Below are 23,557 nucleotides of genomic sequence, written 5' to 3'. Positions count from 1 at the left end.
CGCTGTCATCGGCTGATCATGGCCTTCACCTGCGCTAACATTCCGCGTGCGCACAGTGCACGGGAGGTGGGATGAGGGCCGTCGTGCTGACCGGTCCCAGCCGGCTCGAAGCGGTCGAGCTGGACCCGCCGGAGTGCGGTCCCCACGAGGTGCTGCTGAGCATGAGCGCGCTCGGCCTCGGTGACCGGGACGTGGCGGCGTTCCGCGGGCGGCGGCCGGTCGGGGCGCTGCCGTGGGTGCTGGGCAGGCAGGGCGTGGGGGAGATCGCCGCGATCGGCGAGCGGGTGACCCGGCCGTACCGGCTGGGGCAGCAGGTGGTGGTCGAACCCGACTACTGCTGCCGCGGTTGCCGTGCCTGCGCCGCCTGGTTCTCCTCCGCCTGCGCCGAACGGGAGTCCATCGGCCTGGACCGGCCGGGGCTGCTCGCCGAGTTCGCCGCGGTGCCGGCGCACTTCACCTGGCCCGCGCCGCGTGCGGTGCCGTGGGAGGACCTGGTCTGCGTGGAACCGCTGGCCGAGGCGGTGGCCGCGGCCCGGCGGGCGGCGGTGCAGCCGCGGCAGCGGGCGCTGCTGCTCGGGGTGGACACCCGGGGCCTGTTCCTGTGCCTGGTGCTGCGGGCACGCGGGCTGGAGGTGATCGTGCGGGAGCCGGTCACCGAGCGGCTGGACCTGGCGTGCACGCTGGGCGCGTCGCCGTGGACCGAGGGCGACGACGAGTTCGACGTGGTGTTCGACAACTCCGGCAAGCGGGCCGTCCTGGCCGAGGGCGTCGGCGGGCTGCTGCCCGGGGGCACGGTCGTGCTGCTCACCGGGGCCGCGGCGCCGCTGGACAACGCGGACGTGCTCAAGCGGCAGCTGATCGTGCGGGGTTCACACGGCTACGACCACCCGACCGACTTCCCGGCCGCGGTGGACGCCCTGGCCGGCGGCGAGTTCGAGCCGGGCAAACTGGCGCGGACGCGGTACTCGCTGCAGCGGGCGAACCGGGCGTTCGAGGAGGCGGCGGTGAGCGTGGCCAAGCCCTGGCTGTCCTACGACTGGTGATCCTCGGCCAGCTTGGACTGGCCCGCCAGGTACGCGCGGCCGAACTCCATGGTGCGCGGGGCGAGCCGGAAGACCCGGTGGTGGCGGGTCAGGTACCCCAGCTCGGTCAGCGTGAGCAGCAGCCGGCGCGCGGTGGCCCGGTCGAGGCCGGTGGCCCTGGCCGCTTCGCTCAGGGTCAGCTCGGGTTTGTCCGCGCTGAACGCGTGCAGCACCGCCATGGCTCTGGCGACGGACCGGACGAAGTGTCGGCCGTGGGACATCGGGTACGCCCTTTTCTGACCAGCCGTGCGTATCGCGAACATTCTACGACCCCGAGGCGATCTCCGCCCTCGTCGATCCGAGGAAGATGCCGGTAAAGGCGACAGGCAGCCGCGATGAACGCTGTCAGTGGATGAGTGACGTGCGGGCGTAGCCAACGCGACGGATCCTGACGCAGCCCCGCAGCCACTCCTCGGTGACCAGCGCGTCCGGTATCACGCTTCCGGCTCGGTGGTCAGGTCGAGGCCGAGCAGTTCGCCGAGTTTGGTCGCGTCTCGCGGGGCCTTCACCTTCATGTCGTTGTCGAAGTAGACGTAGACGTCGAGGTCCTGCTGGTGCCAAGCGCGGACCTTGCGCGCCCAGTCCTTGAGCACCTTCGTCGAGTAGCCGCTCGCGTAGAGCTCCTCGTCGCCGTGGAGGCGGACGTAGACGAAGTCGGCGGTGACGTCCTCCAGGTACGGCCAGGTGCCCGCGCTGTCCGCGACGACCAGCCCGATCCCGTGCTTCCGCAGCAGGTCGATGGCCTCTTCCGAGACGAAGCTCGGGTGCCGCACCTCCAGCGCGTGCCGCAGCGACATGCTCTTCCCCGCCCGTCTCCCAACACCACCCTCAACGGAGCGCTCCGCGCCGTTCTCCCCCGCAGGAGCATGCGCCTCGCCCTTGAGCTTGTCGTCGTGGTCGCGGGCCAGGGCGGCGGCGGCTCGGGTGGTGCGTGGCAGGGTGTCGAAGAACGACGTGAGCCGGTCGGCGTCGAAGGCCAGGCGCGGCGGGAGTTGCCACAGGAACGGCCCCAGCTTGTGCTCCAGCGCCAGCACCCCGCTGGCGAAGAAGTTCGCCAGCGGCGTGTGGACGTCCCGCAGTTGCTTCATGTGCGTGATGAACCGGCCGCCCTTGACCGCGAACACGAAGTCGTCCGGGGTGTCGGCGAACCAGTTCCGGTACCGCTCCGGCCGCTGCAGCGAATAGAACGAGCCGTTCAGCTCGGCCGAGTTGAACCGGTGCGACAGGTACTCCAGCTCCCGCCGCTGCGGCAGGCCCTTCGGGTAGAACTCGCCCCGCCACGGCCCGTACCGCCAGCCCGAGGTGCCGATCCTGATGTCCGCCGTCACCTGCGGGGCGTAACCCGGCGGCCCGCACCCGAAACTCAGCGCAGGTCGTCGGCGTCCCGGATGGTGTAGGCGTACCCCTGTTCGGCCAGGAAGCGCTGCCGGTGCGCGGCGTACTCGGTGTCGACGGTGTCCCGCGCGACCACCGAGTAGAAGTGCGCCTGGCGCCCGTCGGCCTTCGGGCGCAGCAGCCTGCCGAGCCGCTGGGCCTCCTCCTGCCGCGAGCCGAAGGTGCCCGAGATCTGGATGGCCACCGACGCCTCCGGCAGGTCGATGGAGAAGTTGGCCACCTTCGACACCACCAGCGTGTCGAGTTCGCCGCGCCGGAACCTGTCGAACAGCTCCTCGCGCTCCTTGTTCCTGGTCGCCCCCTGGATCACCGGCGCGTCCAGTTCGGCGCCGAGCATCTCCAGCTGGTCCAGGTAGGCGCCGATGACCAGCGTCGGCTCGCCGCGGTGGCGGTCCACAATGGACTTGATCACCGGGGTCTTGGTGTCCGCCGTGGAGGCGATCTTGTACCGCTCCTCGGGTTCCGCGGTGGCGTAGCGCAGGCGCTCGTTGTCGGTCAGCGTGACCCGCACCTCGATGCACTCCGCGGGCGCGATCCAGCCCTGCGCCTCGATGTCGCGCCACGGCACGTCGTACCGCTTCGGCCCGATCAGCGAGAACACGTCGCCCTCGCGGCCGTCCTCGCGCACCAGCGTCGCGGTCAGCCCGAGCCGCCGCCGCGACTGCAGGTCCGCGGTCATCCGGAACACCGGCGCGGGCAGCAGGTGCACCTCGTCGTAGACCACCAGGCCCCAGTCCCGCGTGTCGAACAGCTCCAGGTGCTTGTACTCGCCCTTCGACTTGCGGGTGACCACCTGGTACGTCGCGATGGTGACCGGCCGGACCTCCTTCTTCTCCCCGGAGTACTCGCCGATCTCGTCCTCGGTCAGCGACGTCCGCGCCACCAGTTCGCGCTTCCACTGCCGCCCGGCCACGGTGTTGGTCACCAGGATCAGCGTGGTCGCCTTGGCGTGCGCCATCGCCGCCGCGCCGACCAGGGTCTTGCCCGCCCCGCACGGCAGCACGACCACACCGGAGCCGCCCTTGAAGAACGCCTGCGCGGCCTGGCGCTGGTACTCGCGCAACTGCCAGCCGTTCTCGTCGAGGTCGATCGGGTGCGCCTCGCCGTCGACGTACCCGGCCAGGTCCTCGGCCGGCCAGCCCGCCTTGAGCAGCATCTGCTTGAGCCGCCCGCGCTCGGACGGGTGCACGACCACCGTGTCCGGGTCCAGCCGGGCGCCCAGCATCGGGCTGATCTTCTTGCTGCGGGACACCTCCTCCAGCACCGCGCGGTCGGTGGTGGTCATCACCAGGCCGTGTGCCGGGTGGTTGGTGATCTGCAGCCTGCCGAAGCGGGCCATCGTGTCCACCACGTCGATCAGCAGCGGCTGCGGCACCGGGAAGCGCGAGTAGGTGGTCAGCGCGTCGACCACCTGCTCGGCGTCGTGGCCGGCGGCACGCGCGTTCCACAGCGCCAGCGGCGTGACGCGGTAGGTGTGCACGTGCTCGGGGGCGCGCTCGAGTTCGGCGAAGGGCGCGATCGCGATCCGGGCGTCCTCGGCACGCGGGTGGTCGACCTCGAGCAACACGGTTTTGTCGGACTGGACGATCAGCGGGCCATCGGTCACGTCCTCCTTTATACGTTCCCCGGGTTCCGCTGAGCTGAAGACTCCGCGGTGCGGGCCGTTGTTCCCACGTCAGCGGTGGCGCGGCTGGCTACCATGGACGAGTGGTGGAACAGCTGGGGCTCCGCGAGCGAAAGAAGCAGCTGACGCGACGGCTCATCTCCGACACCGCGATCGATCTGTTCCTCGCTTCGGGGTTCGATTCGGTTTCGGTGGCCGAAGTGGCCGACGCGGCAGAGGTCTCCAAGCGCACGCTGTTCGCCTACTTCCCGACCAAGGAAGACCTGGTGGTCCACCGGTTCGCCCACCACGAGGACGAGAACGCCCAGGTGGTGCGCAGCCGCACGGCCCGCCAGACACCGCTGATCGCGTTGCGCGCGCACTTCCTCGACGGCCTGCTCCGGCGCGACCCGGTCACCGGCCTCAACGACGACCCGAACCAGATCGCGCTGTACGCGATGGTCACCGCCACGCCGAGCCTGGCCGCGCGGCTGCTCCAGTTCTACGAGGGCAGTGAGAACGCGCTGGTCGCCGAGCTGGTCGGCAACGACGGCGCGGACGAGCTGATCGCCCGGCTGGCCGCCGCGCAGATCGTGGCCACCCAGCGCACGCTGCTGATGGACAACATCCGCCGCCTGACGAACGGCGCCCGCGCCTCGGACGCCTACCCGGACGCGGTCGCCGACGCCCGCAAGGCGTTCAAGCTGCTGCGCAGCGGACTGGCCGAGTTCGGCCTCGGTTAGCGCCCGGCGAGCAGCGCGCGCCCGGCGCCGATGAGCGCGTCGGCGCGGGACGCCGGATCGGTGCCGAGGTAGCCGCCCACCATCGCCCCGTCACGCAGGATCATCAGCTGCTCGACCACCGTGCCGCGGTTCTCGACGCCCAGCTCCGTGAGCAGGCCGTCCAGGAAGGTGGCGAACCACGCCCGGTGGTCGGCGATCACCCGGCGGACGGGGTGGTCCGCGTCGGCGTACTCGGCGGCGGCGTTGATGAACGGGCAGCCGCGGAACCCCGGTGCGCAGCTCGCCGCCGAGATGCCCTCGGCCATGGCGACGAGCGTGCCCGAGGCGTCCCCGGTCCGGGCGCGGAACTGCTGCAGCATCTCGCGTTCGACCGCGGCCCGGCCTTCGAGGTAGGCCACCACCAGGTCGTCCTTGGTGGGGAAGTGCCGGTAGAAGGTCACCTTGCTGACACCGGCCTCGGCGATGAGCCGGTCCGCGCTCACCGCGCGGATGCCCGCCGCGTAGAAGTGCTCGTCGGCCGCGGCGAGGATGCGGTCCCGTACCGGTGGCTGCCCGACTGCCTGCGACATCGCCCCAGGTTAGCCGCCGGTCAGGACCGGCCGAGGCGCAGTGCCGAGACGAGGAAGAAGATCCCGCCGAGCAGCGCGTAACCGGCGATGTTGCGCAGGGTCGCCCCTTCGGCCGCGGCCTGCAGGAAGAACGACGCACCGGCGAGCACGGAGATGCCCCCGCTGGCGATCATCGCCCACTGGCCGCCGAGCCCGCGGCGGCCGACCCCCACCACCAGCTGCACGAGACCGGCGACCACGGCCCAGGCGCCCCACACGCGCAGGACCGCCGGGATGCCGGAGGTGACGGCGACGGCCAGGCCGACCGCGGTGAGCGAGCTGATCGCGATGTTCAGGTACAGCCCCAGCACCGGGCCGCCGGTCCGGGACGAGCGGGCGTCCACGATCGCGGCGGCCACGTCGAACAGCGGGTACAGCACGAGCAGCACCGCGCTCACCGGTCCGATGCTCGATGCCAGCGCGAACGTCAGCCCCGCCCAGACCAGCGCGAAGCCGAAGCGGGCGAAGTACAGCTTCCGGAGCGTGGCGGTGATCCCGGCCTGCGGTGGGGCGACTGCGGTCATGGCGGTTTCCTTCGCTTCGAAGTGGTAGACGTACTAGTTCGTCTACCTGTGGCACCGAGAGTCCCGGGTGGCCGCCTCGACGGCAAGTGCCTGTGTCTCAGCTCACAAGGTGATCAGGGGGTGGCGGGGAGCATCCCCTGCACGTCCAGGCGCTGCTTCAGCACGCCCGCGCTGTGCATGAGGTCGGCGACCCGTTGCAGCCGCACCCCGCTCAGCGAGCTGGGGTAGCTGCCCAGCGAGACCAGGGCGGCGGTGTTCGCGTTGATGCCGGCGAACGACGGCAGCGCCTGCCGCACGGTCGCCGGGTCCGCCGCCTTCTGCTGGGCCTGCCCGAGCAGCGACCGGAACAACGCCATCGTGCGCGGATTGGCCTGGGCGAACACGGCGTTGGCCGCGTAGGCGGAGACCGGGAACTCGAGCGTGGCGCCGCGGGCGGTGTCGGCGAGCACCTTCGCGCCGAACTCCTGCTGCGCCAGGGTGATCTGCGGCTCCACCAGCCAGGCGGCGTCGGCGTCGCCGTCCCGCAATGTGGACATCATCTGGTCCGCGCCACGCTGGGTGAAGCGGATGCGGCCGGCGTCCACGCCCGCGGTGGCCAGCACCGAGCGGCTGGTCAGCGTGCCGAGCCCGTCCAGGGTGTCCACCGCGATGGTCGGCGAGCGCTTGGCCGCCGGGGTGTCGTAGGTCGAGCCCGGCAGCGTCACCAGCGCCATCGTGCCGGGGCCCGCGGTGTACGCCTCGCCCTGGAGTTGCAGTGCCACACCGTTTCCGGCGGCTTTGAACAACGCGACGTCGCGGCCGAAGGCCACGTCGAGGTCGCCGGCGGCGAGCTTGCCGAGGCCGTCTTCGGCGTTGCCCTGCTCGACCAGTTCCACCTTGAGCCCGGCCCGGGTGAACAACCCCTCGGCCACCGCCATGCGAAGCGGAGCGCTCTCGATCGGGTTACCCACACCAACACGGAGAGTGTCACGTTCCGGCGCGGCCGGGGTGGCCTGCGGGTTCGGCGCGAAGGCCGAGCAGCCACCGAGCGCGACCGCGAGCACGACGACCAGCAGCGCCGGGAAAGCTCGCCGCGCTCCGCTGCCCATCTTCGCCCCTCGTGGCCGGTGTGTGCCGCTTCTGTTTGGAGCTTAAAGGCTTCTGCCCATACCATCGCCGCAAGGGCGGTGCTGGCGGACAGCTACCATCGGACTACGCGAGTCGTGCACTACTCTCCAGTAGGTCACCGGCGGCTGGCCCGCGTTCGAACGAGCTGGGTGGAAAAGGAAGCCAGGTGAACCGTCGCGGAAAGGAACCCCGAAAGGGTTATGCGGCGGATTCCACCTCTGCGCAGAGTTTGACGGGTGGCCGGTGGCGGCTGCGCAACTGGCGGCTGCGCACGAAGCTGTTCGCCGTGCTGCTGATCCCGACCATCGCGGTGATCACGCTGGTCGGCCTGCGGGTGCGGCTCGACCTCGGTGAGGCGGGCCGGTTGGCCGAGGCGGCCACCCGGGTGAAGGTGGACACCGCGCTCGCCGAGCTGACCCACCGGCTGCAGCGCGAGCGCGACCTCACCGTCCGCTTTGTCGCCACCGAGCGGAAAACCGGGCTCGACGAGCTGCGCGGGCAGCGCGACAAGGTCAACGAATCGCTGGGGGCGTTCGAACGCGTGCTCAGCGATACCGAATCCTCGCTGGCGCCCGGCGTGGCCGCGGATTTCCGGCAACTGCGCGATCAACTGGGCGGGCTGACCGGCCTGCGCTACGCCGGGGAGTTCTCCAATTTCCCGCCGGATTCGGTGCTGCGCTCCTACAGCGACCTGATCACCAGCACGCTCACCGTCGGTGATCAAGCCGCAGCCGAGATCAGCGATCCGGGACTGGCGCGGTCGCGGCTGGCGGTCAGCGCGCTGGCCAAGGTGAAGGACACCATGTCGGTCAAGCGCGCGGTGCTCGCCGAGGCGCTGGCGCAGGGCTCGCTCAGCGCGGACCGCACCCGCGCGCTGCTCGGCGCGGAAGCCGGATTCGAGGCGGCGCGGGAGGATTTCCGCCAGTTCGCCACGCCGGAGCAACGCCGGATGTACGACGACACGGTGCTCGGCATGGTGGTCGACAACGGCAACAACATGGTCGAGTCGGTGCTCCGGCGGTCCGAAGCGGACCAGCCGCTGACCGGGCTGGATCCCATCCAGTGGGACATCGCGTCGACCTACACCATCAACCTGGTGCGCCAGGTCGAGGACGCGCTGCAGCAGTCCAGCCAGTCCCGCACCGACGCGCTGGCCGCCGACGCCAGGGCCTCGGCCATCCGCGACTCGGCGATCGTGCTCGGCGTGGTGCTCTTCGGCGGGGTGCTGGCGGTGATCGTGACGCGCTCGCTGCTGCGGTCGCTGCGGATCCTGCGCCGCAGCGCGCTGGAGGTCGCCGAGCACCGCCTGCCCGCGGCCGTCGAAGGCATCCTCACCGATCCCGAACCGCCGTACCCCGGTTCGCCGTCGGCGCCGCGGATCGCGCCGGTCCCGGTGTTCAGCAAGGAGGAACTCGGCCAGGTCGCCAGGGCCTTCGACGCGGTGCACGGCGAAGCGGTGCGGCTGGCCGGGGAGCAGGCGCGGCTGCGGGAGAACGTCAACTCGATGTTCGTCAACCTCTCGCGCCGCAGCCAGGAACTGGTCGAGCGGCAGCTGTCCGTGCTGGACCGGATGGAAGCCGACGAACAGGACCCGGAGATCCTCGGCGGCCTGTTCGAACTGGACCACCTCGCCACGCGGATGCGGCGCAACAGCGAGAACCTGCTGGTGCTCTCGGGCACCGACCCGGCGCGTGAGGTGGCGGGCCCGGTCAGCGCGGACGAGATCATCGGCGCGGCGCTGTCGGAGGTCGAGCACTACCAGCGCATCGAACTGCCCGCGGCGCCGGAGCTGACCGTGCGCGCGGAAGCCGTGAGCGACCTGGTGCACGTGATCTCGGAGCTGCTGGAGAACGCCACCGCGTACTCCCCGCCCGCCACCACGGTCTCGGTGGACAGCAAGGTGCTCGTCGACGGCGGCTGGCAGATCGACATCGTCGACCGCGGCAGCGGCATGGCCGAAGCGGAGGTGCGGCGGACGAACGCGCGGCTGGCCGAACCGCCCAAGGTGGACGTCGAGGTGTCCCGCCGGATGGGCCTGTACGTGGTGGCGCGGCTGTCCAAACGGCACGGCATCGACGTGCGGCTGGCGAACCGGCGCACCGGTGGGATGACCGCGACGGTGGTCGTACCGGCGAACCTGGTGAGCGTGACGGCACCGGTGTCGCTGCTGCCGCCACCCGAGCCACCCCCGCCGGTACCGCCCGCCGAGGTGGTCGTGGTGCCCCCGGCACCCGAGCCGCGGTACGAAACCCAGCCGGAGCCCGAACCGGAACCCGAACCCGCTCCCGAACCGGAGCCGCAGCCCGAGCCGGTCTGGCCGGACGAGGCGTACGACGAGCCCTACCAGCCGAGCTGGCCCGAGGTCGACCCCGAACCGCCGGAGCCGCGCCGGCCGATCGAACCGCCGAGGGCGCCGGTGCACGAGATCGAGCCGCCCGACTGGCCGACCGAGGACGAGGTCGAGCTGGTGGACGAGGCGGGCATCGACGGGCCGACCGAGCGCATGCCCGCCTACGCGGCGGTGCTCACGCAGTGGTTCAGCGACGAGCAGCACGCGCCGGGTGCACCCCCCGCGCGGCACCGGCGGGCCAGCGCCGAGCAGGCGGTGCTCACGCTCAGCCCGGACGCCGTGCGCGGCCGGATGGCCAGCCTGCAGCACGGCGTGGAGCGCGGCCGCTACGTGCGCGACCGGCAACGCGAGGAAAGGGGGCACGGGTGAGCCTGCTGGAAGTGATCGTGCTCGACGCGGCCGACGCCGAACAGGCGCAGCTCGGCGGCGCCGACCGGGTGGAGCTGGTCACCGACATGGCACTGGACGGGCTCACCCCGCCCGACGCGGTGGTGCGCGAGGTGCTCGCCGCCACCGACCTGCCGGTCCGGGTGATGCTGCGGAGCACCGGCTCGTTCCTGGCGGCGAACCTCGACGGACTGCGGCAGCGGGCGGCCGAACTGCTGGCGCTGGGTGCCGAGGAGTTCGTCTTCGGCTTCCTCACCCCGGACGGGACCGTCGACGGTCCGTCCACCCGCGCGCTGGTGCGTGAGCTGCACGGGGCGAAGTGGACCTTCCACCGCGCCGTCGACCACGCGCGTGACGTGCGCACCGCGTACGAACGGGCCGCGCGCCTCGGCTGCGACACCATTCTCACCGCCGGGCACGCCGACGGCGTCACCGAAGGCATCGAGGTGCTCGAACGGCTCGCCCAGCACGGGGAACCACCGGTGCTGCTGGCCGGCGGTGGCCTGCGGGCGAACCAGGTACCGCGGCTGCGCGAGGCCGGGGTGCGGGCCTTCCACGTCGGTTCCGGGGTGCGGCCGGGTGGCTGGGCGGAGTCGGTGGACGCGGCCGCCGTGCGCCGGTGGGCGGAGCTAGTCCACGGCTGAGCCCCGCCGCGGCACCAGCAGTCCGGCCGCGGTCAGCGCGGTGAGCGCCCCGCCGAACCACAGCACACCGGTGGGGCCCAGCGAGTCCACCCACAGCCCGCCGAGCAGCGCGCCGGCCGAGATGGACACCTGGAACGCGGTGACGAACAGGGAACCGGCGACCTCGCGGCGGTCCGGAACCGCCCCGGCCAGCCAGATCTGCAGGCTGACCGGCACCGCGCCGTAGGCGGTGCCCCAGAGCAGCAGCAGCGCGACCAGGCCGGGCAGCACCCCGCCGGCCACCGGCAGGAGCAGCAGCGAGCCCCCGAGCACGGCCGCGGCGACGATCAGCGTGCGGCGTGGCCGCCGATGGGCGGCCGTGCCGCCGAGGAAGTTGCCCGCGAACCCCGCGCCGCCGTAGGCCAGCAGCAGCGCGGTGCTCGCCGCCTGCCCGAGGCCGCCGGTCTCCCGCAGGATCGGGGTGATGAAGGTGTACGCGCTGAAGTGGCCGATGACCAGCAGGAACACCGCGACGAAGCTGATCCGGATCTCCGGGTGGCGAAACAGCGAGAGCAGGTCGCCGAGCTTCGTGGAGCGGGTGGCGGGCAGCGCGGGCAGCAGGAACGCCTGCGCGGTGAGCACACCCAGCGCCACCACGCCGACCACACCGAACGCGGTCCGCCAGCCGGCCAGGTCACCGAGCAGCTTGCCGGCGGGCACCCCCGCCACGGTCGCGGTGGACACCCCGGCGAAGATCGTCGCGGTGGCCCGGCCGATCAGCGGTTCCGGCACCAGCCGCACGGCGATGCCACCGGCGATCGCCCAGAACCCGCCGACGCTCAGCCCCACCAGGGTGCGGGCGGTGAGCAGCACGGTGAAGTCGGTGGCGACCGCGCTGACCAGGTTCGCGCCGACGAGCAGCGCGCTGAGCCCGGTGAGCACGAGCCGCCGGTCGACCCGGCCCGCCGCGACCACCAGCGCCGGTGCCGCGACGGCGGCGACGAACCCCGGCACGGTCAGCGTCAGCCCGACCGTGCCCTCGGACACCCCGAGCGTCACGGCGATCTGCGGGACCAGCCCGACCGGCAGGAGTTGCGAGGTGACGATCGAGAACGTCCCCACCGTCACCGAGAGCACGGCGAGCCAGTACTTCAGCGGAGTTGCCTGCTGCACGTCCACCGGCGCAGGCTAGGCAACCCCGCTAAAGCCGCCGGTCAGATGATTCCCGGGTCGGCGGGCGCGGCCACGTGGCCGACCCGGCGCTCCCGCCGTTCGAGCCAGCGCCCGAGCCGCGAAAGGCTGAAGTTGACCACGAAGAAGATCAGCGCCACCACCAGGTAGGTCTGGATCAGGTACCGGTTGTACGAGGCCAGCTGCTTGCCGATGGTGATCACCTCGGCGAAGCTCAGCACGTAGCCGAGCGAGGTGTCCTTCACCGTGCCCACGGACTGGCTGATCAGCGACGGCAGCACGTGCCGCAGCGCCTGCGGCAGGACGACGTGCCACATCGCCTGCCACGGCCGCAGCCCGAGCGCCGCCGCCGCTTCGCCCTGCCCGGCGTCCAGCGACAGGATGCCCGCGCGGAAGACCCCGGCCAGCTGCGCCGACCGGTTCAGCGTCAGCGGCACCACCAGCTTCCACAGCGTCGGCAGGTCCAGGCCGTACCGCGGCAGCGCGAACAGCATCATGAACACCATCAGCAGCGCCGGGACCACCCGGAACACCTCGATGTAGGTGCGCGCGGGCAGCCGGATCCAGCGCCGCCGCGACAGCCTGCCGAAGGCGAGCAGCAGGCCCAGCGGCAGGGCCAGCACCAGCACCAGCCCGGCCGCGAGCAGCGTGCCGCCGAGGCCGTTGAGCAGGTACTGCCACATCGGCCAGGTGCCGTACGGCTGCCACTTCCGCGGGTCGAGCTGGCCGTTCACGCCGAACTTGTAGAGCGCGAAGGCGAGCGCGGCCACGCCGAGCACCACGGCGGCCGCGGTGGCGATCCGGATCCGGCGCCTGCCCCGTGGCCCCGGTTCGTCGAAGAGCACGTTCACCGGTGGATCACCAGCTTCTTCTCCAGCTTGGCGGTGACCAGCGAGATCAGCAGCGCGAGCAGGCCGTAGACCAGGCCGGCGCCGATGTAGACCGGCAGCGGGTCGGAGGTGATCACGTTGACCGCGTTGGCCGCGGCGGTCAGTTCGAACAGGCCGGTGCCCGCGGTCAGCGCGGTGTTCATCAGCAGCCCGATGGTGATGTTGCACAGCGGCTGCAGCACCGAGCGCAACGCCTGCGGCAGCACCACGCTGGTCTGCGTGCGGAGGAAGCCGAGGCCGAGCGCCCTGGCGGCTTCGGCCTGCCCCTTCGACACCGAGTTGATGCCCGAGCGCAGCGCTTCGGCGTAGTAGGCCGCCGAGTACAGCGACAGCGCGAGCACCGCGCAGAAGAACAGTTCGAAGTTGATGGCGATCTCGGGCAACGCGAAGATGATCAGGATCAGCCAGAGCAGCAGCGGGATGTTCTGGAAGACCTCCACGTACGTGATGGCGAACGCACGCAGCGGCTTCACCGGTGACACCCGGCACGAAACCACGAGCAGCGCGACGAGCATCGCGCCGGCGAAGGAGAGCGCGGTCAGCTCGATGGTGGTGAGCACACCGCGGCCGAAGTCGGGGAGGTGGTCGAGGAAGACGTTCATCCTGGTGGGCCTGTTCCGGCGGACGGGAGCGGGGGAGCTCCCGTCCGCCGCGAGGTCACGAGCCGGCGACCGAGCCGATGGCGGGCGGCGCCGGCACGCCGCCCGGGATCACCGTGCCGAGCGATTCCTCGTACGCCTGCTGCCAGAGCCCGGCGTCCTGGATCTTCTTCAGCCAGTTGTTGATGAACTTCTTGAACGAGTCGTCCCCGTGCTTGATGCCGATGCCGTACGGGTCGGAGCCGAAGGTGCCGGAGGCCAGCTGGATCTTGTCGTTCAGCTTGGTCTCGCCGGCGATCACCGGCAGGTCCTTCACCCAGGCGTCACCGCGGCCCTGCTCCAGCGCCTGCACGCACTCGGGGTCGGTGTTGAAGGAGATCTGCTGCGCCTGCGGGGCCAGCTCCTTGACCACCCCGGCACCGGTGCTGCCGGTGGCCACCAGCACCTTCTTGCCGTTGAGGTCCTCCGGCCTGGCGATGTCCGGCTTGCCCTTCAGCGTGGCCACCGCCTGGCCGGAGATGAAGTACGGGCCGGCGAAGGCCACCTTCTCCGCGCGCTTGGCGGTGATCGAGTAGTTCTGGATGACCGCGTCCACCGTGCTGTTCTGGATCAGCGCTTCCCGGATCTGCGGGGTGGTGGTGATGATCTTGCGCTTGGGCTCGCCGAGGATGTACTTGGCGAGCAGCTTGCCGAGCGTGGCGTCGAAGCCCTCGGCCTCCCCGGTGGTCGGGTTCTGCTGGGACATCAGCGGTGTCTCCAGCGAGGCGCCGATGAACAGCTCACCCCGCTGCTTGATCGCCTGGGCGGTGGGGCTGGCCGCCAGTTCGGCCTCGGTGGCCACCGGCGCGCGGTCGAGCATGCTCTGGGCGGCGTTGTCGTTCGCCCCCGGAACCGCGTCGGTGCCGCCGGAGCAGGCGGTGGTGGCCGCTCCCAAAGTGACGACCGCGCACAGCAGCGCGATCCTCCTGCGCGTCGAAGACGCCTTGGCCATGGTTGATGTGTTCCTTTCCCGGCGAGCGACGAGCAGCCGTGCACCGGTCCGAGCGGTGCGACTACGGAGTGCTACTTCTGGTAGCACGTGGCGTTCCGAAGTTCACCCAGTGGCGCGAAGCGGACACACGGCGCTTGGGCCGAAGAATGGTTCAGTCCTCCGGGGTGCGTCAAGCAGCCGTGATCCTCCCCGCGCACCGCGAAGACTAGGGAAAACACTGTTTCCACAGGTCCGGGGCGGGCTCCCAGATGCTGGGAAACGCTGATCGATGCGTAAATTTAACCCGAAGATCACCAGGTCGGCGGAAAGATCACGGCCAACCGGACCAGTGGATTTCGATCGCTTGACAGTTGCTCCGTTCGCTGGAGTGACGCAGGTCGCCCTGCTTCCGTTTCTCGCTCGTTATCGATACCCTCTAGCCCCAATCGGGTGACCGGTGTCATGGGCCCGGCTTGGGGCGGCTTCCGTTGCCGGCAAACCCAGCCGGGCCGATCGGGCTGCCCGGCCTCCCGGCGCGTGGGAACCTGGTTGCCACCGGACGGATGTAACGCCAAACGGGAAGGAACTCCTCGGTGCCCCAGCTCACGAGCGGGGAGCACGGTCGCAAGGCGGTGTCCTCGGCGCACCCTCGTGTCGCAGAAGGTAATGAAGCGGCTACACAGGACGGCCCGAACGGAGTAAGCACGTCGCGGGCCGGCGCCTCCCTCAACCCGCCGCCGGGGGAGCGGCGAACCCGTGGGCTGCGTAACTGGCGGGTGAGCAACAAGCTCATCGTGGTCTTCCTGCTGCCCACCGTCGCCGCGTTGTTCCTCGGTGGCCTCCGCGTCTACAACGGCTTCGAGGACATCGGTGTCTACGACCGCGCCGAGCAGCGCATCGAGCTGAGCAAGAAGGTCGCCGCCACGGTCGACGAACTGCAGTCCGAGCGCGAGACCATGTCGGCCTGGATCGTCTCCGGCCGCCCGTCCGGCCGCGGTGAGCTGGACGACCAGATCGCCAGGACCGACCGCGCCGCCAGCACGCTGCGGGAGGCGCCCGAGGTCGACGGCATCGACGACCCGGTGACCACCGCGCTGTTCGGCCAGGCCACCGCCCGCCTCGACGGCCTCGGCCAGCTGCGGGTCTCGGCGAACGACGCCTCCTTCGCCGCACTGGCCGCGCTCGAGTCCTACGCCGGGGTCATCGACGCGCTGCTCGCCGTCTCCGACGAGTTCGGCGCCGACGTCACCGACAAGGGCCTGCAGGACCGGCACGACGCGCTGGCCGCGCTGTCGCACGCCAAGGAGTACTCGGCCCAGCAGAACGCCTTCCTGCGCAACGCGGCGATCCGCGGCAGCTTCGAGCCCGCGGAGCTGTCCAGCATCAACACCGCCGAGGCGAACCTGGTCTCGCAGATCGACGCCTTCACCAACGTGGCCACCCCGCAGGCCAGGCAGGACTACTCGAACACCATCACCGGTGAGCTGGTCTCCCGGCGCTTCCAGTACCAGCAGCTGGCGCTGCTGCGGGCCGAAGCGAAGATCAACGTGGCGATCGACCCCGGTGCGGTGGCGCAGTCCTCGGCGGCCACGCTGAACCTGATCAGCCAGGTGGAGAACCGGCTGCTGGACGAGGCCGGGTCGTACACCAGCGGGCTGGCGGGCACCGAGCAGCGCACGCTGATCCTGGTCGCGGCCGGCATCCTGGCCGGGCTGCTGATCGCGCTGACGCTGATGTTCGTGGTCGCCCGCTCGATGCTGGTACCGCTGCGCAGCCTGCGCACGAACGCGCTCGAAGTGGCCGAACGGCACCTGCCCGCCGCGGTCGAGAAGATCATGTCGGAGTCGGACCCGAAGGCCGCCGCCGAACGCGCCATCGACCCGGTGCCGGTGCACACCACCGAGGAGATCGGCCAGGTGGCGCGGGCCTTCGACGTGGTCAACGCCCAGGCCGTGCGACTGGCCGCCGAGCAGGCGATGCTGCGCGAGAACGTCAACGGCATCTTCGTCAACCTCTCGCGGCGCTCGCAGCGGCTGGTGGAGCGCCAGCTCGGCGTGATCGACCGGCTGGAGGCCGACGAACAGGACCCGGACCACCTCGCCAGCCTGTTCGAGCTGGACCACCTCGCCACCCGCCTGCGCCGCAACGGCGAGAGCCTGCTGGTGCTCTCCGGCGCCGGCCTGGCCAAGTCGGTGCCGCGGCCGGTGCCCGCCGCCGACGTGATCGGTGCCGCGGTCTCGGAGATCGAGCAGTACTCGCGCGTCGAGGTCGGGGTCATCCCGGAAGTGGCCGTGCAGGGCCTGACCATCCACGACCTGGTGCACGTGCTGGCCGAGCTGCTGGACAACGCCGCCTACTTCTCCGAGCCGGAGACCAAGGTGACCGTGCGGGCGGTGCTGACCCGCCGCCGCGCGCTGTCCATCCAGGTCACCGACAAGGGCGTCGGCATGTCCGAGGAGCAGATCGCCGAGGCCAACCGCCGCCTGGCCGACCCGCCCGACCTGGACGTCTCGGTGACCAGGCGGATGGGCCTGTACGTGGTCGCGCGGCTGGCCCAGCGCCACGGCATCGAGGTGCAGCTGCGCGAGAACGAGGACATCGACGGCGGCATCATCGCCAGGGTGGTGGTCCCGCCGCAGCTGCTGACCAGCGTGCCGGCCACCGAGCGCCCGCGGTCGGACTCCTCGCTGCCGCAGCTGGCGCCGATCGGGCACCAGCCGCCGAGCGAACTGGGCGCGGACTCGCTCACCTCGCCGATGACGCTGGCGCCGCCCACCCCGGCCGCCCCGCCCGAGACGCCGGCGGAGACCAGCCGCCCGCAGCCGCCGGTGCCGCCGGTGCCGTCGGTGTCGTCCAAGCCGCCCACCGGTGGCCTGGTGCCGCTGGACCAGCCGATCAGCCTGGACGACCTGGTGCACGGTTCGTCCAGTGCGGCGGGCCCGTTCCTCAGCGACGCCCCCGAGCCGCCCGCCCCCGTGGACGACCTCGGCTTCCCGGTCGACGAGTTCGACGAGACCGCCAACCCGACCGTGACCGGCGGCCCGGTGGCCAACGGCGCCGGCCCGGCGGCCACCAACGGGCACGGTCCCGAGCAGCCCTTCCCGCTGTCCCTGCCCACCCGCGAACCCACCTTCGTACCGCCCGTCGGCCGGGCCGAACCGGACACCCCGGCCGATGGCGAGCGCAGCGCCCTCGAAGACGATGTGCCGACTCGCCGACTGCCGATTTACCAGTCCGTGCTCTCCCGGTGGTTCAGTGAAGCCGAGGACACCGGATCGGAAGAGACCGGCTGGCCCGCGGACTCACCGGAGGGGGCCGCGGCCGCGCCGGAGGGGCGAGAGGGAGCGGGCGTGACCGAAGGTGGATGGCAGAGCGCCTCGGACGAGGGGTGGCAGGCCGCGCAGTCGCTGCTGGAGGACAAGAGCGAGGAGGTCACCGAGGCGGGCCTGCCCAAACGCGTGCCAAACGCGTACCTGGTCCCCGGTTCGGTGACGGGGGAGTCGACGGACCAGCGCGCTTTCACCGATAATTCCTCCGCGTCGCCGGAGTCGGCCCCAGCGGCGGCGGGTCTGCCGTCGCTGACCAGGTCGGCCGCGGTGGCGAGGAGCCGGATGGTCAGTTTCCAGCGGGGTTACCAAAGCGGCAGGCATGCCGTCCAGGAGAATCCGGAGGCCGGTAACACGGAGCCGGAGACGTACGCGGGCGCCGCAGAGGGCGGCGCGGCGGGACGACCTACTGAACCAAGCGCGAAGGAGTGAGAGTGACACGGGCGGGGTCAGTGCAGCCGGGCGGGCAGGCGCAGCCGGGCAAGGCGGTGCAGCAGCCGGGGGCCGGCCAGCAGGGCAGTTTCGCTTGGCTCATCACCGATTTCGTGCACCGGGTACCCGGTGCCGCGCATGCGGTAGTGGTCTCGGCGGACGGGTTGTTGCTGGCGGCCTCACGAGGGCTGCCGAAGGACCGGGCGGACCAGCTCGCGGCCGTGGCTTCCGGGCTGACCAGCCTGGCTCGCGGCGCGGCGAAGGTGTTCGACGGAGGAGCCGTCGCGCAGACGGTCGTCGAAATGGCCAACGGGTTCATGTTCCTGATGTCGGTGTCGGACGGTTCGTGCCTGGCGGTGCTGGGTGCGCCGGACAGTGACATCGGGCTGGTCGTCTACGAGATGACCCTGCTGGTCGAGCGGGTGGGCCAGCAGATGACCCCGGAACTGCGCGCTCAGCTGCAGGGCGCGGCCCGCCGCTAGGGCGGGGCGCGGGACACAGAGGAGATAACCGTGGACTCGGGGCGCTCGAGAGGCGAACGTCGGTTCGACGACGACTTCTCCGGTGCGCGTTGGCCGAATGAGTTCGACAACTCGAATATTTCGGACAGCCGTGGGGGCGAGGTCGCCGGGGAGGACTGGAAGAGTTTCCGGGATCGGATAGACCGCGAGTGGCGGTCGAGACGAGGTGGCGAGGAACCGCCACCGGAGCCGGTGGCGGCCGATCCCGCGTCCTGGCTCGATCCGGCGGATCCGCCGTCCACGCGCGGCCCCGCCGAGTTCAACGTCGACGACTTCCGCGACCGCCTGCTCAGCGGGCCGGTGTCGGAGTTGTACGGCGTCGGCGGTGGTTCCCTGCGGGACGCGGCAGGCGGGTTCACCGCCTTCGGCGGGCCCGACGAGCCGGAGCCGGAGCAGTTCATCCCGTCCGCGCGCCCGAGCACCCCGCCGGAGGAACCGGTGGAGACCTCCGGCCTGGTCCGGCCGTACTTCCGGACCGGCGGGCGGACCAAGCCCAGCTACGACCTGGCCATCGAGGCGCTGATCTCGACCAGTGAACGGGGCAGGCTGATCGACTCGGTCCGGGTGCCCGAGCACCGGTCGATCTGCGACCTGTGCCTGGACACCCGGTCGGTGGCCGAGATCGCCGCGCATCTGCGGCTGCCGCTCGGTGTGGTGCGGGTGCTCATTGGTGATGTCGCCGGTCTCGGGCTGGTTCTCGTGCACAGCGGGAACACGGTGGTGGGAGACCGGCCGAGTATCGAGTTCATGGAGAGGGTGCTCAGTGGGCTTCGGAGAATTTAGCTCCGACGCGAACACGTCGGCCGCCGCGGGACCGACCTCGTCGGCGAAGATCGTGGTGGCGGGCGGGTTCGGTTCGGGAAAGACCACACTGGTCGGTGCGGTCTCCGAGATCGACCCGCTGACCACCGAGGCGTCGATGACCGAGGCCAGTTCCGGGGTCGACGACGTCTCGGCGACGCCGAACAAGACGACCACCACGGTGGCCATGGACTTCGGCCGGATCACCCTGGACTCGGACATCGTGCTGTACGTGTTCGGCACGCCGGGTCAGCACCGGTTCTGGTTCATGTGGGACGACCTGGCGCTCGGCGCCATCGGCGCGGTGGTGCTGGTGGACACCCGGCGGCTGTCCGACGCGTTCCCGTCGATCGACTTCTTCGAGAACCGGAAGCTGCCGTACGTGGTCGCGATCAACTGCTTCGACCGCCTGCTGCACCACCAGATCGAGGACGTGCGGCACGCGCTGACCATCTCGCCGTCGGTGCCGATCATGGCCTGCGACGCGCGGGAGCGGGAGTCGGCCAAGCAGGTGCTGATCTCGGTGGTCCAGCACGCCATCCAGCACGACACCGCGCTGCGGGCGGGCTGAAGTTCCCCCTGTTCACCGCGGGGCGGGGTCGAACCCTGCCCCGAACGCGAATACGCTGGTCGGAAATCGCTCGCGCCGCGTGGTCGCCGGAGCAAGGAGGGACAGTGATGGCTACCGCCCCGACCGGTGGGTTCGGCTGGCTGGTCACCGACTTCGTGCGCAGGGTGCCGGGGGCCGCCCACGCCGTGGTGGTGTCCGCGGACGGCCTGCTGCTCGCCAGTTCGGACGGGCTGCCGGTGGACCGGGCGGAGCAGTTGTCGGCGGTGTCCTCCGGGCTGGTCAGCCTGACCCAGGGCGCGGCGCGGTGTTTCGAAGCGGGAGTGGTGAACCAGACGGTGGTGGAGATGGAGCGGGGCTACCTGTTCCTGATGTCCATTTCGGACGGTTCGAGCCTGGCCGTGCTGGCCGCGCCGACCAGTGACATCGGCACGGTGGCGTACGAGATGACCCTGCTGGTGGACCGGGTCGGCCAGCAGCTGACCCCCGAGCTGCGTGCGCAGCTGCAAAGCGGGGTACGCGGCTGAACATGGGCAACCCTGGGAAGTTCTGGCGCGATCCCGAGCCGGTCAGCGCCGACTGGGACGCACTGCACGCCGGCAGCGATCGCGAGGGCTTGGACTCGCCGAGCCGGTTCGACATCGCGAAGTACACCACGGGGCAGTTCGCGCGCCCGGCCTGGCCGGCCCACGAACCCGACCCGGCCCCGGCGCCAACACGACGGCGAGCCGCCCCGATGCACGGGGGACCCCCGGAAGGCGTTCCGAGGCGGCGGCGGGCCGCGGAAGTCGCGCCGAGCTACGGGATGCCTTCGGAGTCGGAGGTCGCTGCGGGGTACGGGGAAGCCGCCCCGATGCACGGGGGGCCCCCGGAAGGCGTTCCGAGGCGGCGGCGGGCCGCGGAAGTCGCGCCGAGCTATGGGATGCCTTCGGAGTCGGAGGCCGCTGCGGGGTACGGGGAAGCCGCCCCGATGCACGGGACGCCTTCGGAAACCGCGCCGGGGCACGAGGTGCCCTGGGATCCGGAAGCGGTGAGGTACGGGACAGCCGCCGAAGTCGCGCCGGCGCGAACCTTCGCCCCGGAACCGGATTCCGCGCCGATGCACGGCGGGCCCCCGGAACCCGCACCGATGCGGGCGTTCGCCCAAGAACCCGCCCCCATGCGGGCGATGGCCCCCGTCCGCCCGGCCGCGCGACCGCCCGCGCCGGTCTGGCCCGCCGGGCGGGCGTCGCGTTCGCTCGTGCGGCCCTACGCCCGTACCGGCGGTCGCACCCATTCAGCGCACGACCTCGCGCTGGAAGCACTGATCTCCACCACCGACCAGGGCCGGGCGCAGACCGCCTCGCTCCCCACCGAATACCGCCTGATCTGCGAACTCTGCCACGACACGCATTCGATCGCGGAGATCGCCGCCTACCTGCGCCTGCCGCTGGGCGTGGTGAAGGTCTTCGTCGGGGACCTGGCGGACGCGGGCCTCGTGCTCATCCACCAGTCCAGTCTCATCCAGGGCGACCCCTCCGCCAGGGAGTTCATGGAACGCGTCCTCCAGGGCCTGCGGGAGCTCTGACGGCCGGGGTCAGTCCTCCACCAGGGCCGCTGAAGTGATGCGGTGCAACGGATACCGTTCGTTGTCCGTGCTCTCCAGCACCCCGCCACCGACCCGCGCCGGGGTGACCACCCGTTGCGCCGCCGTGCCGTGGGCGTCGACGAAACCGATCCAGACCTCACGCCGTTCCCGGGTGGCCTCGGCGAGCAGGGCGAGCGTCACCGAGGTGTCGGCCCCGCCGCCACCCGGGGCGTGCACCGCGGTGCCGCGCCGGGTGCCCGCGGCCCGGTCGCCGGCCCGCAGGTTCGTCACGATCGACGCGATCTGGTCGCCGCCCGGAGCGCTGGGCTCGGCGTGCGCGCGCCGCCGGGTCCGCGCCGGGATGCGGCGGCCGCGGTTGCGGTTCAGGTCGACCACCCGCCCGTCCGGGCCTTCGGCGGCCGGGGCGAAACCGGCGGCACGCAGGCCGTCGAGCACCTCGGCCAGCGGGTACGAGCTGATCAGCACCGTCGGCGCGATCTTGCGCAGGTCCAGCTGCTCGGCCGCCGGGTTGCCGAGGACCTCGGCGAGCAGCACCTCGTCGTCGCAGCGCAGGAACGAGCCCGCCACCCCGCCGCGCAGGCGGCCGTGCCGCCGGGCCACGTCGTCGATCAGGTAGGTCAGCGACTGCGGCACCGGCGTGGCCGACCGCTCGCCGAACAACGCGTGCAGCTCCGCCGCCGTGCGCCCGGTGTCCAGCGCACGCCGCACCGAGGTCTCGGTGACCCGGTAGACGGTGGCGTGCCCGGCGGATTCGATGTCGGCCACCGCGGTGATCTCGGTGGCCAGGTCGGCCTCCAGCGGTCCCGGCGCGACCACCGTGAGGTCCGCCTGCACCAGCACGTGGTTCACCGGTGCCGGCAACGCGTCCGCCATCGCGACCGTCGCGTTCGGACGGTCGTCTGCCAGCAGCATGCCGGTGGCGGTGGTCAGCGCGCCGAGCGCGACCAGGCCGAGCGCGGTCGCCTCGGCCATGGTCCAGCGCACGTTCTCGTCCCGGAACCGCCCACCCCGCCGCGGTGCCCGCCAGGCCAGTGCGGCGACCAGCTCCTCGACGCTCTTCACCCCGGTGCCCGCGGGCAGTCCGGCGAGCGCGGCGAGCACCCGGCGGCGCCCGGCGGGGGCGAGCGGGCGGCGCAGGTCCTCCGACAGCGGGGCCAGCGGCTTGTCCTTCGCGTCGCGCTGACCGGCGAGCCCGGGCGAACGCGGCAGGTCCAGCCACGCCTGCGCCAGGATCGCCCAGCGGGCCGCCGGTTCGGAGGCGAGCCAGCTGTCGGCGAGCACGGTCGGCACCCACTCGGGGGTGCCGCCCTGGTCGTCGCCAGCCAGCCCGGCGCCGACGGCGACCTCCGCGACCAGCGTCGCGCGCTGGTCGTCGACGTCGAGTTCCTTCGCCAGCCGCCGCAGCTCGCGCACGCCGAGCCCACCCGACTTGAGCACCGGCGGCGGTTGCGCCGACCACAGCGCGATCAGCCGTTCGGTGTGCCGCAGGAACTCCATCGCCTCCCCGGCCGCCGCCTGGTCCACAGTGGACGGCTGGTGCGGGTGCGTCGGCAGCTCCGGCTCGGTCAGCCGCGCGGCGCTGAACGCGTGCCCGCCCCGCAGCAGGATGCCGAGCTCGCGGGGGAGTTCGACGGTGGTGTCGTCGCGGCGCAGCAGCAGGCCCCTGGCGAGCAGCTTCTGCACCGGGGTGGTCGCCTCGTCGAGGGAGACCAGCACGCCGGCGTCGCGCGTGTTGCCGATCGGCGGCCCGGCGGCGAGCTTCTGCAGCAGTGCCCGCTCGGCGTCGGTCACCTCGTCGACCGCGGCGGCCAGGTCCACTCCGGCCAGTGCGCCGGACGACGCGCCCAGCCCGGCGGGGAACGGGCCCAGCGCCTCCCTCGCCGTCGGCGGCACGCGGAGCGCGTCGTCCTCGCCCCAGGCCAGCGCGCGGTCGCGGAGCCGGTCCAAACCGGACTTCGCGGGCAGCCCGAGCAGCGCCTCGACCTGGGTGCGGGTGACCGCCCCGGTGTCGGCGCCCGCCAGCAGCAACGCGTCGAGCACGGCCAGGGTGAAGGTGTCCAGGTCCTCGCAGGCGCGGGAGATCGAACCGGGGGTGCCCGCCCTGGTGGCGAGCACCGTGCTGTTCGACGGCGGCGGCGTCGCGAGGTCGCGCCTGGTCCGCAGCAGCGCGGCCAGCGTTCCGTCCGGTCTGGAGCGCAGCCAGTCCGCCAAGGAGGTTCCGGGCATCCGCTCCAGGATACCCGGGGTCA

General features: G+C 71.7%; 21 protein-coding genes. 10 read left to right on the top strand and 11 right to left on the bottom strand.

Annotated features, from left to right (window positions below):
• The first annotated feature begins 71 nt into the window (after positions 1–71).
• Positions 72–1,043, top strand: coding sequence for a zinc-dependent alcohol dehydrogenase (locus AC07EG_RS04040; RefSeq protein ID WP_478251507.1), 972 nt, complete (start codon positions 72–74; stop codon positions 1,041–1,043).
• Here AC07EG_RS04040 and AC07EG_RS04035 read toward each other — a convergent pair.
• The 3 genes from AC07EG_RS04035 to AC07EG_RS04025 form a co-directional block, all read right to left on the bottom strand.
• Positions 1,031–1,303: a helix-turn-helix domain-containing protein gene (locus AC07EG_RS04035; protein ID WP_478251506.1), complete on the bottom strand. Its 273-nt coding sequence runs from the start codon at positions 1,301–1,303 to the stop codon at positions 1,031–1,033. The two genes, AC07EG_RS04040 and AC07EG_RS04035, sit on opposite strands and share 13 nt — an antisense overlap.
• A 213-nt stretch (positions 1,304–1,516) precedes the next feature.
• A complete protein-coding gene (locus tag AC07EG_RS04030) occupies positions 1,517–2,410 on the bottom strand; it encodes a DUF72 domain-containing protein (protein ID WP_478251505.1) in 894 nt (297 codons plus the stop codon).
• Between the two features lie 35 nt (positions 2,411–2,445).
• Positions 2,446–4,083 carry a DNA repair helicase XPB gene (locus AC07EG_RS04025; protein WP_478251504.1) on the bottom strand — a complete coding sequence of 546 codons (1,638 nt, stop codon included), beginning with the start codon at positions 4,081–4,083 and terminating at the stop codon, positions 2,446–2,448.
• Between the two features lie 101 nt (positions 4,084–4,184).
• Here AC07EG_RS04025 and AC07EG_RS04020 point away from each other — a divergent pair, with 101 nt between their 5' ends.
• Positions 4,185–4,823, top strand: coding sequence for a TetR/AcrR family transcriptional regulator (locus AC07EG_RS04020; RefSeq protein ID WP_478251503.1), 639 nt, complete (start codon positions 4,185–4,187; stop codon positions 4,821–4,823).
• Here AC07EG_RS04020 and AC07EG_RS04015 read toward each other — a convergent pair.
• The 3 genes from AC07EG_RS04015 to AC07EG_RS04005 form a co-directional block, all read right to left on the bottom strand.
• The gene (locus tag AC07EG_RS04015; protein WP_478251502.1) at positions 4,820–5,392 is read right to left on the bottom strand and encodes a TetR/AcrR family transcriptional regulator; all 573 of its coding nucleotides are present in this window, start codon (positions 5,390–5,392) and stop codon (positions 4,820–4,822) included. The two genes, AC07EG_RS04020 and AC07EG_RS04015, sit on opposite strands and share 4 nt — an antisense overlap.
• Positions 5,393–5,412: 20 nt before the next feature.
• Positions 5,413–5,955 (bottom strand): hypothetical protein, encoded by a 543-nt coding sequence (locus AC07EG_RS04010; protein ID WP_478251501.1) that lies wholly within the window; start codon positions 5,953–5,955, stop codon positions 5,413–5,415.
• A gap of 113 nt (positions 5,956–6,068) precedes the next feature.
• Positions 6,069–7,043, bottom strand: coding sequence for an ABC transporter substrate-binding protein (locus AC07EG_RS04005; RefSeq protein ID WP_478251500.1), 975 nt, complete (start codon positions 7,041–7,043; stop codon positions 6,069–6,071).
• 185 nt (positions 7,044–7,228) lie between these two features.
• On the opposite strand from AC07EG_RS04005, the gene AC07EG_RS04000 reads away from it, so the two are divergent.
• Positions 7,229–9,781, top strand: coding sequence for a sensor histidine kinase (locus AC07EG_RS04000; RefSeq protein WP_478251499.1), 2,553 nt, complete (start codon positions 7,229–7,231; stop codon positions 9,779–9,781).
• On the top strand, positions 9,778–10,443 hold the full coding sequence (locus AC07EG_RS03995) for a copper homeostasis protein CutC (RefSeq protein WP_478251498.1): 666 nt from the start codon (positions 9,778–9,780) through the stop codon (positions 10,441–10,443). The genes AC07EG_RS04000 and AC07EG_RS03995 overlap by 4 nt, the downstream gene beginning before the upstream one ends.
• Here AC07EG_RS03995 and AC07EG_RS03990 read toward each other — a convergent pair.
• From AC07EG_RS03990 to AC07EG_RS03975, 4 genes are read right to left on the bottom strand one after another with little or no spacing between them, the layout of a single operon-like run.
• A complete protein-coding gene (locus AC07EG_RS03990) occupies positions 10,429–11,601 on the bottom strand; it encodes an MFS transporter (protein ID WP_478251497.1) in 1,173 nt (390 codons plus the stop codon). The genes AC07EG_RS03995 and AC07EG_RS03990 overlap by 15 nt on opposite strands.
• A 35-nt stretch (positions 11,602–11,636) precedes the next feature.
• Entirely contained in the window at positions 11,637–12,464 is an 828-nt protein-coding gene (locus AC07EG_RS03985; RefSeq protein ID WP_478251496.1) for an amino acid ABC transporter permease, read from the bottom strand.
• Positions 12,461–13,105 (bottom strand): amino acid ABC transporter permease, encoded by a 645-nt coding sequence (locus AC07EG_RS03980; protein WP_478251495.1) that lies wholly within the window; start codon positions 13,103–13,105, stop codon positions 12,461–12,463. The genes AC07EG_RS03985 and AC07EG_RS03980 overlap by 4 nt, the downstream gene beginning before the upstream one ends.
• Positions 13,106–13,160: 55 nt before the next feature.
• The gene (locus tag AC07EG_RS03975) at positions 13,161–14,093 is read right to left on the bottom strand and encodes a glutamate ABC transporter substrate-binding protein (protein WP_478251494.1); all 933 of its coding nucleotides are present in this window, start codon (positions 14,091–14,093) and stop codon (positions 13,161–13,163) included.
• A gap of 755 nt (positions 14,094–14,848) precedes the next feature.
• Here AC07EG_RS03975 and AC07EG_RS03970 point away from each other — a divergent pair.
• From AC07EG_RS03970 to AC07EG_RS03945, 6 genes are all read left to right on the top strand, one after another.
• On the top strand, positions 14,849–17,830 hold the full coding sequence (locus tag AC07EG_RS03970; RefSeq protein ID WP_478251493.1) for a sensor histidine kinase: 2,982 nt from the start codon (positions 14,849–14,851) through the stop codon (positions 17,828–17,830).
• Positions 17,831–17,832: 2 nt separating this feature from the next.
• Positions 17,833–18,312 (top strand): roadblock/LC7 domain-containing protein, encoded by a 480-nt coding sequence (locus tag AC07EG_RS03965; protein ID WP_370468951.1) that lies wholly within the window; start codon positions 17,833–17,835, stop codon positions 18,310–18,312.
• A gap of 30 nt (positions 18,313–18,342) precedes the next feature.
• Positions 18,343–19,134 carry a DUF742 domain-containing protein gene (locus AC07EG_RS03960; RefSeq protein WP_478251492.1) on the top strand — a complete coding sequence of 264 codons (792 nt, stop codon included), beginning with the start codon at positions 18,343–18,345 and terminating at the stop codon, positions 19,132–19,134.
• Positions 19,115–19,723: a GTP-binding protein gene (locus AC07EG_RS03955; RefSeq protein WP_113694746.1), complete on the top strand. Its 609-nt coding sequence runs from the start codon at positions 19,115–19,117 to the stop codon at positions 19,721–19,723. Before AC07EG_RS03960 ends, AC07EG_RS03955 begins: the two co-directional genes overlap by 20 nt.
• A gap of 107 nt (positions 19,724–19,830) precedes the next feature.
• Positions 19,831–20,247, top strand: a complete 417-nt coding sequence (locus tag AC07EG_RS03950) for a roadblock/LC7 domain-containing protein (RefSeq protein ID WP_478251491.1) — start codon at positions 19,831–19,833, stop codon at positions 20,245–20,247.
• Positions 20,248–20,888: 641 nt separating this feature from the next.
• Positions 20,889–21,287 (top strand): DUF742 domain-containing protein, encoded by a 399-nt coding sequence (locus tag AC07EG_RS03945; RefSeq protein ID WP_478251490.1) that lies wholly within the window; start codon positions 20,889–20,891, stop codon positions 21,285–21,287.
• A gap of 9 nt (positions 21,288–21,296) precedes the next feature.
• On the opposite strand, the gene AC07EG_RS03940 is transcribed toward AC07EG_RS03945, so the two are convergent.
• Positions 21,297–23,534: a helicase-associated domain-containing protein gene (locus AC07EG_RS03940; protein ID WP_478251489.1), complete on the bottom strand. Its 2,238-nt coding sequence runs from the start codon at positions 23,532–23,534 to the stop codon at positions 21,297–21,299.
• Positions 23,535–23,557 lie beyond the last annotated feature (23 nt).

This window comes from Amycolatopsis sp. NPDC045836 (assembly GCF_056431745.1).
The sequence above is the reverse complement of the archived record's forward strand: the minus strand, read 5'-3'. Positions and strand labels throughout refer to the sequence as shown.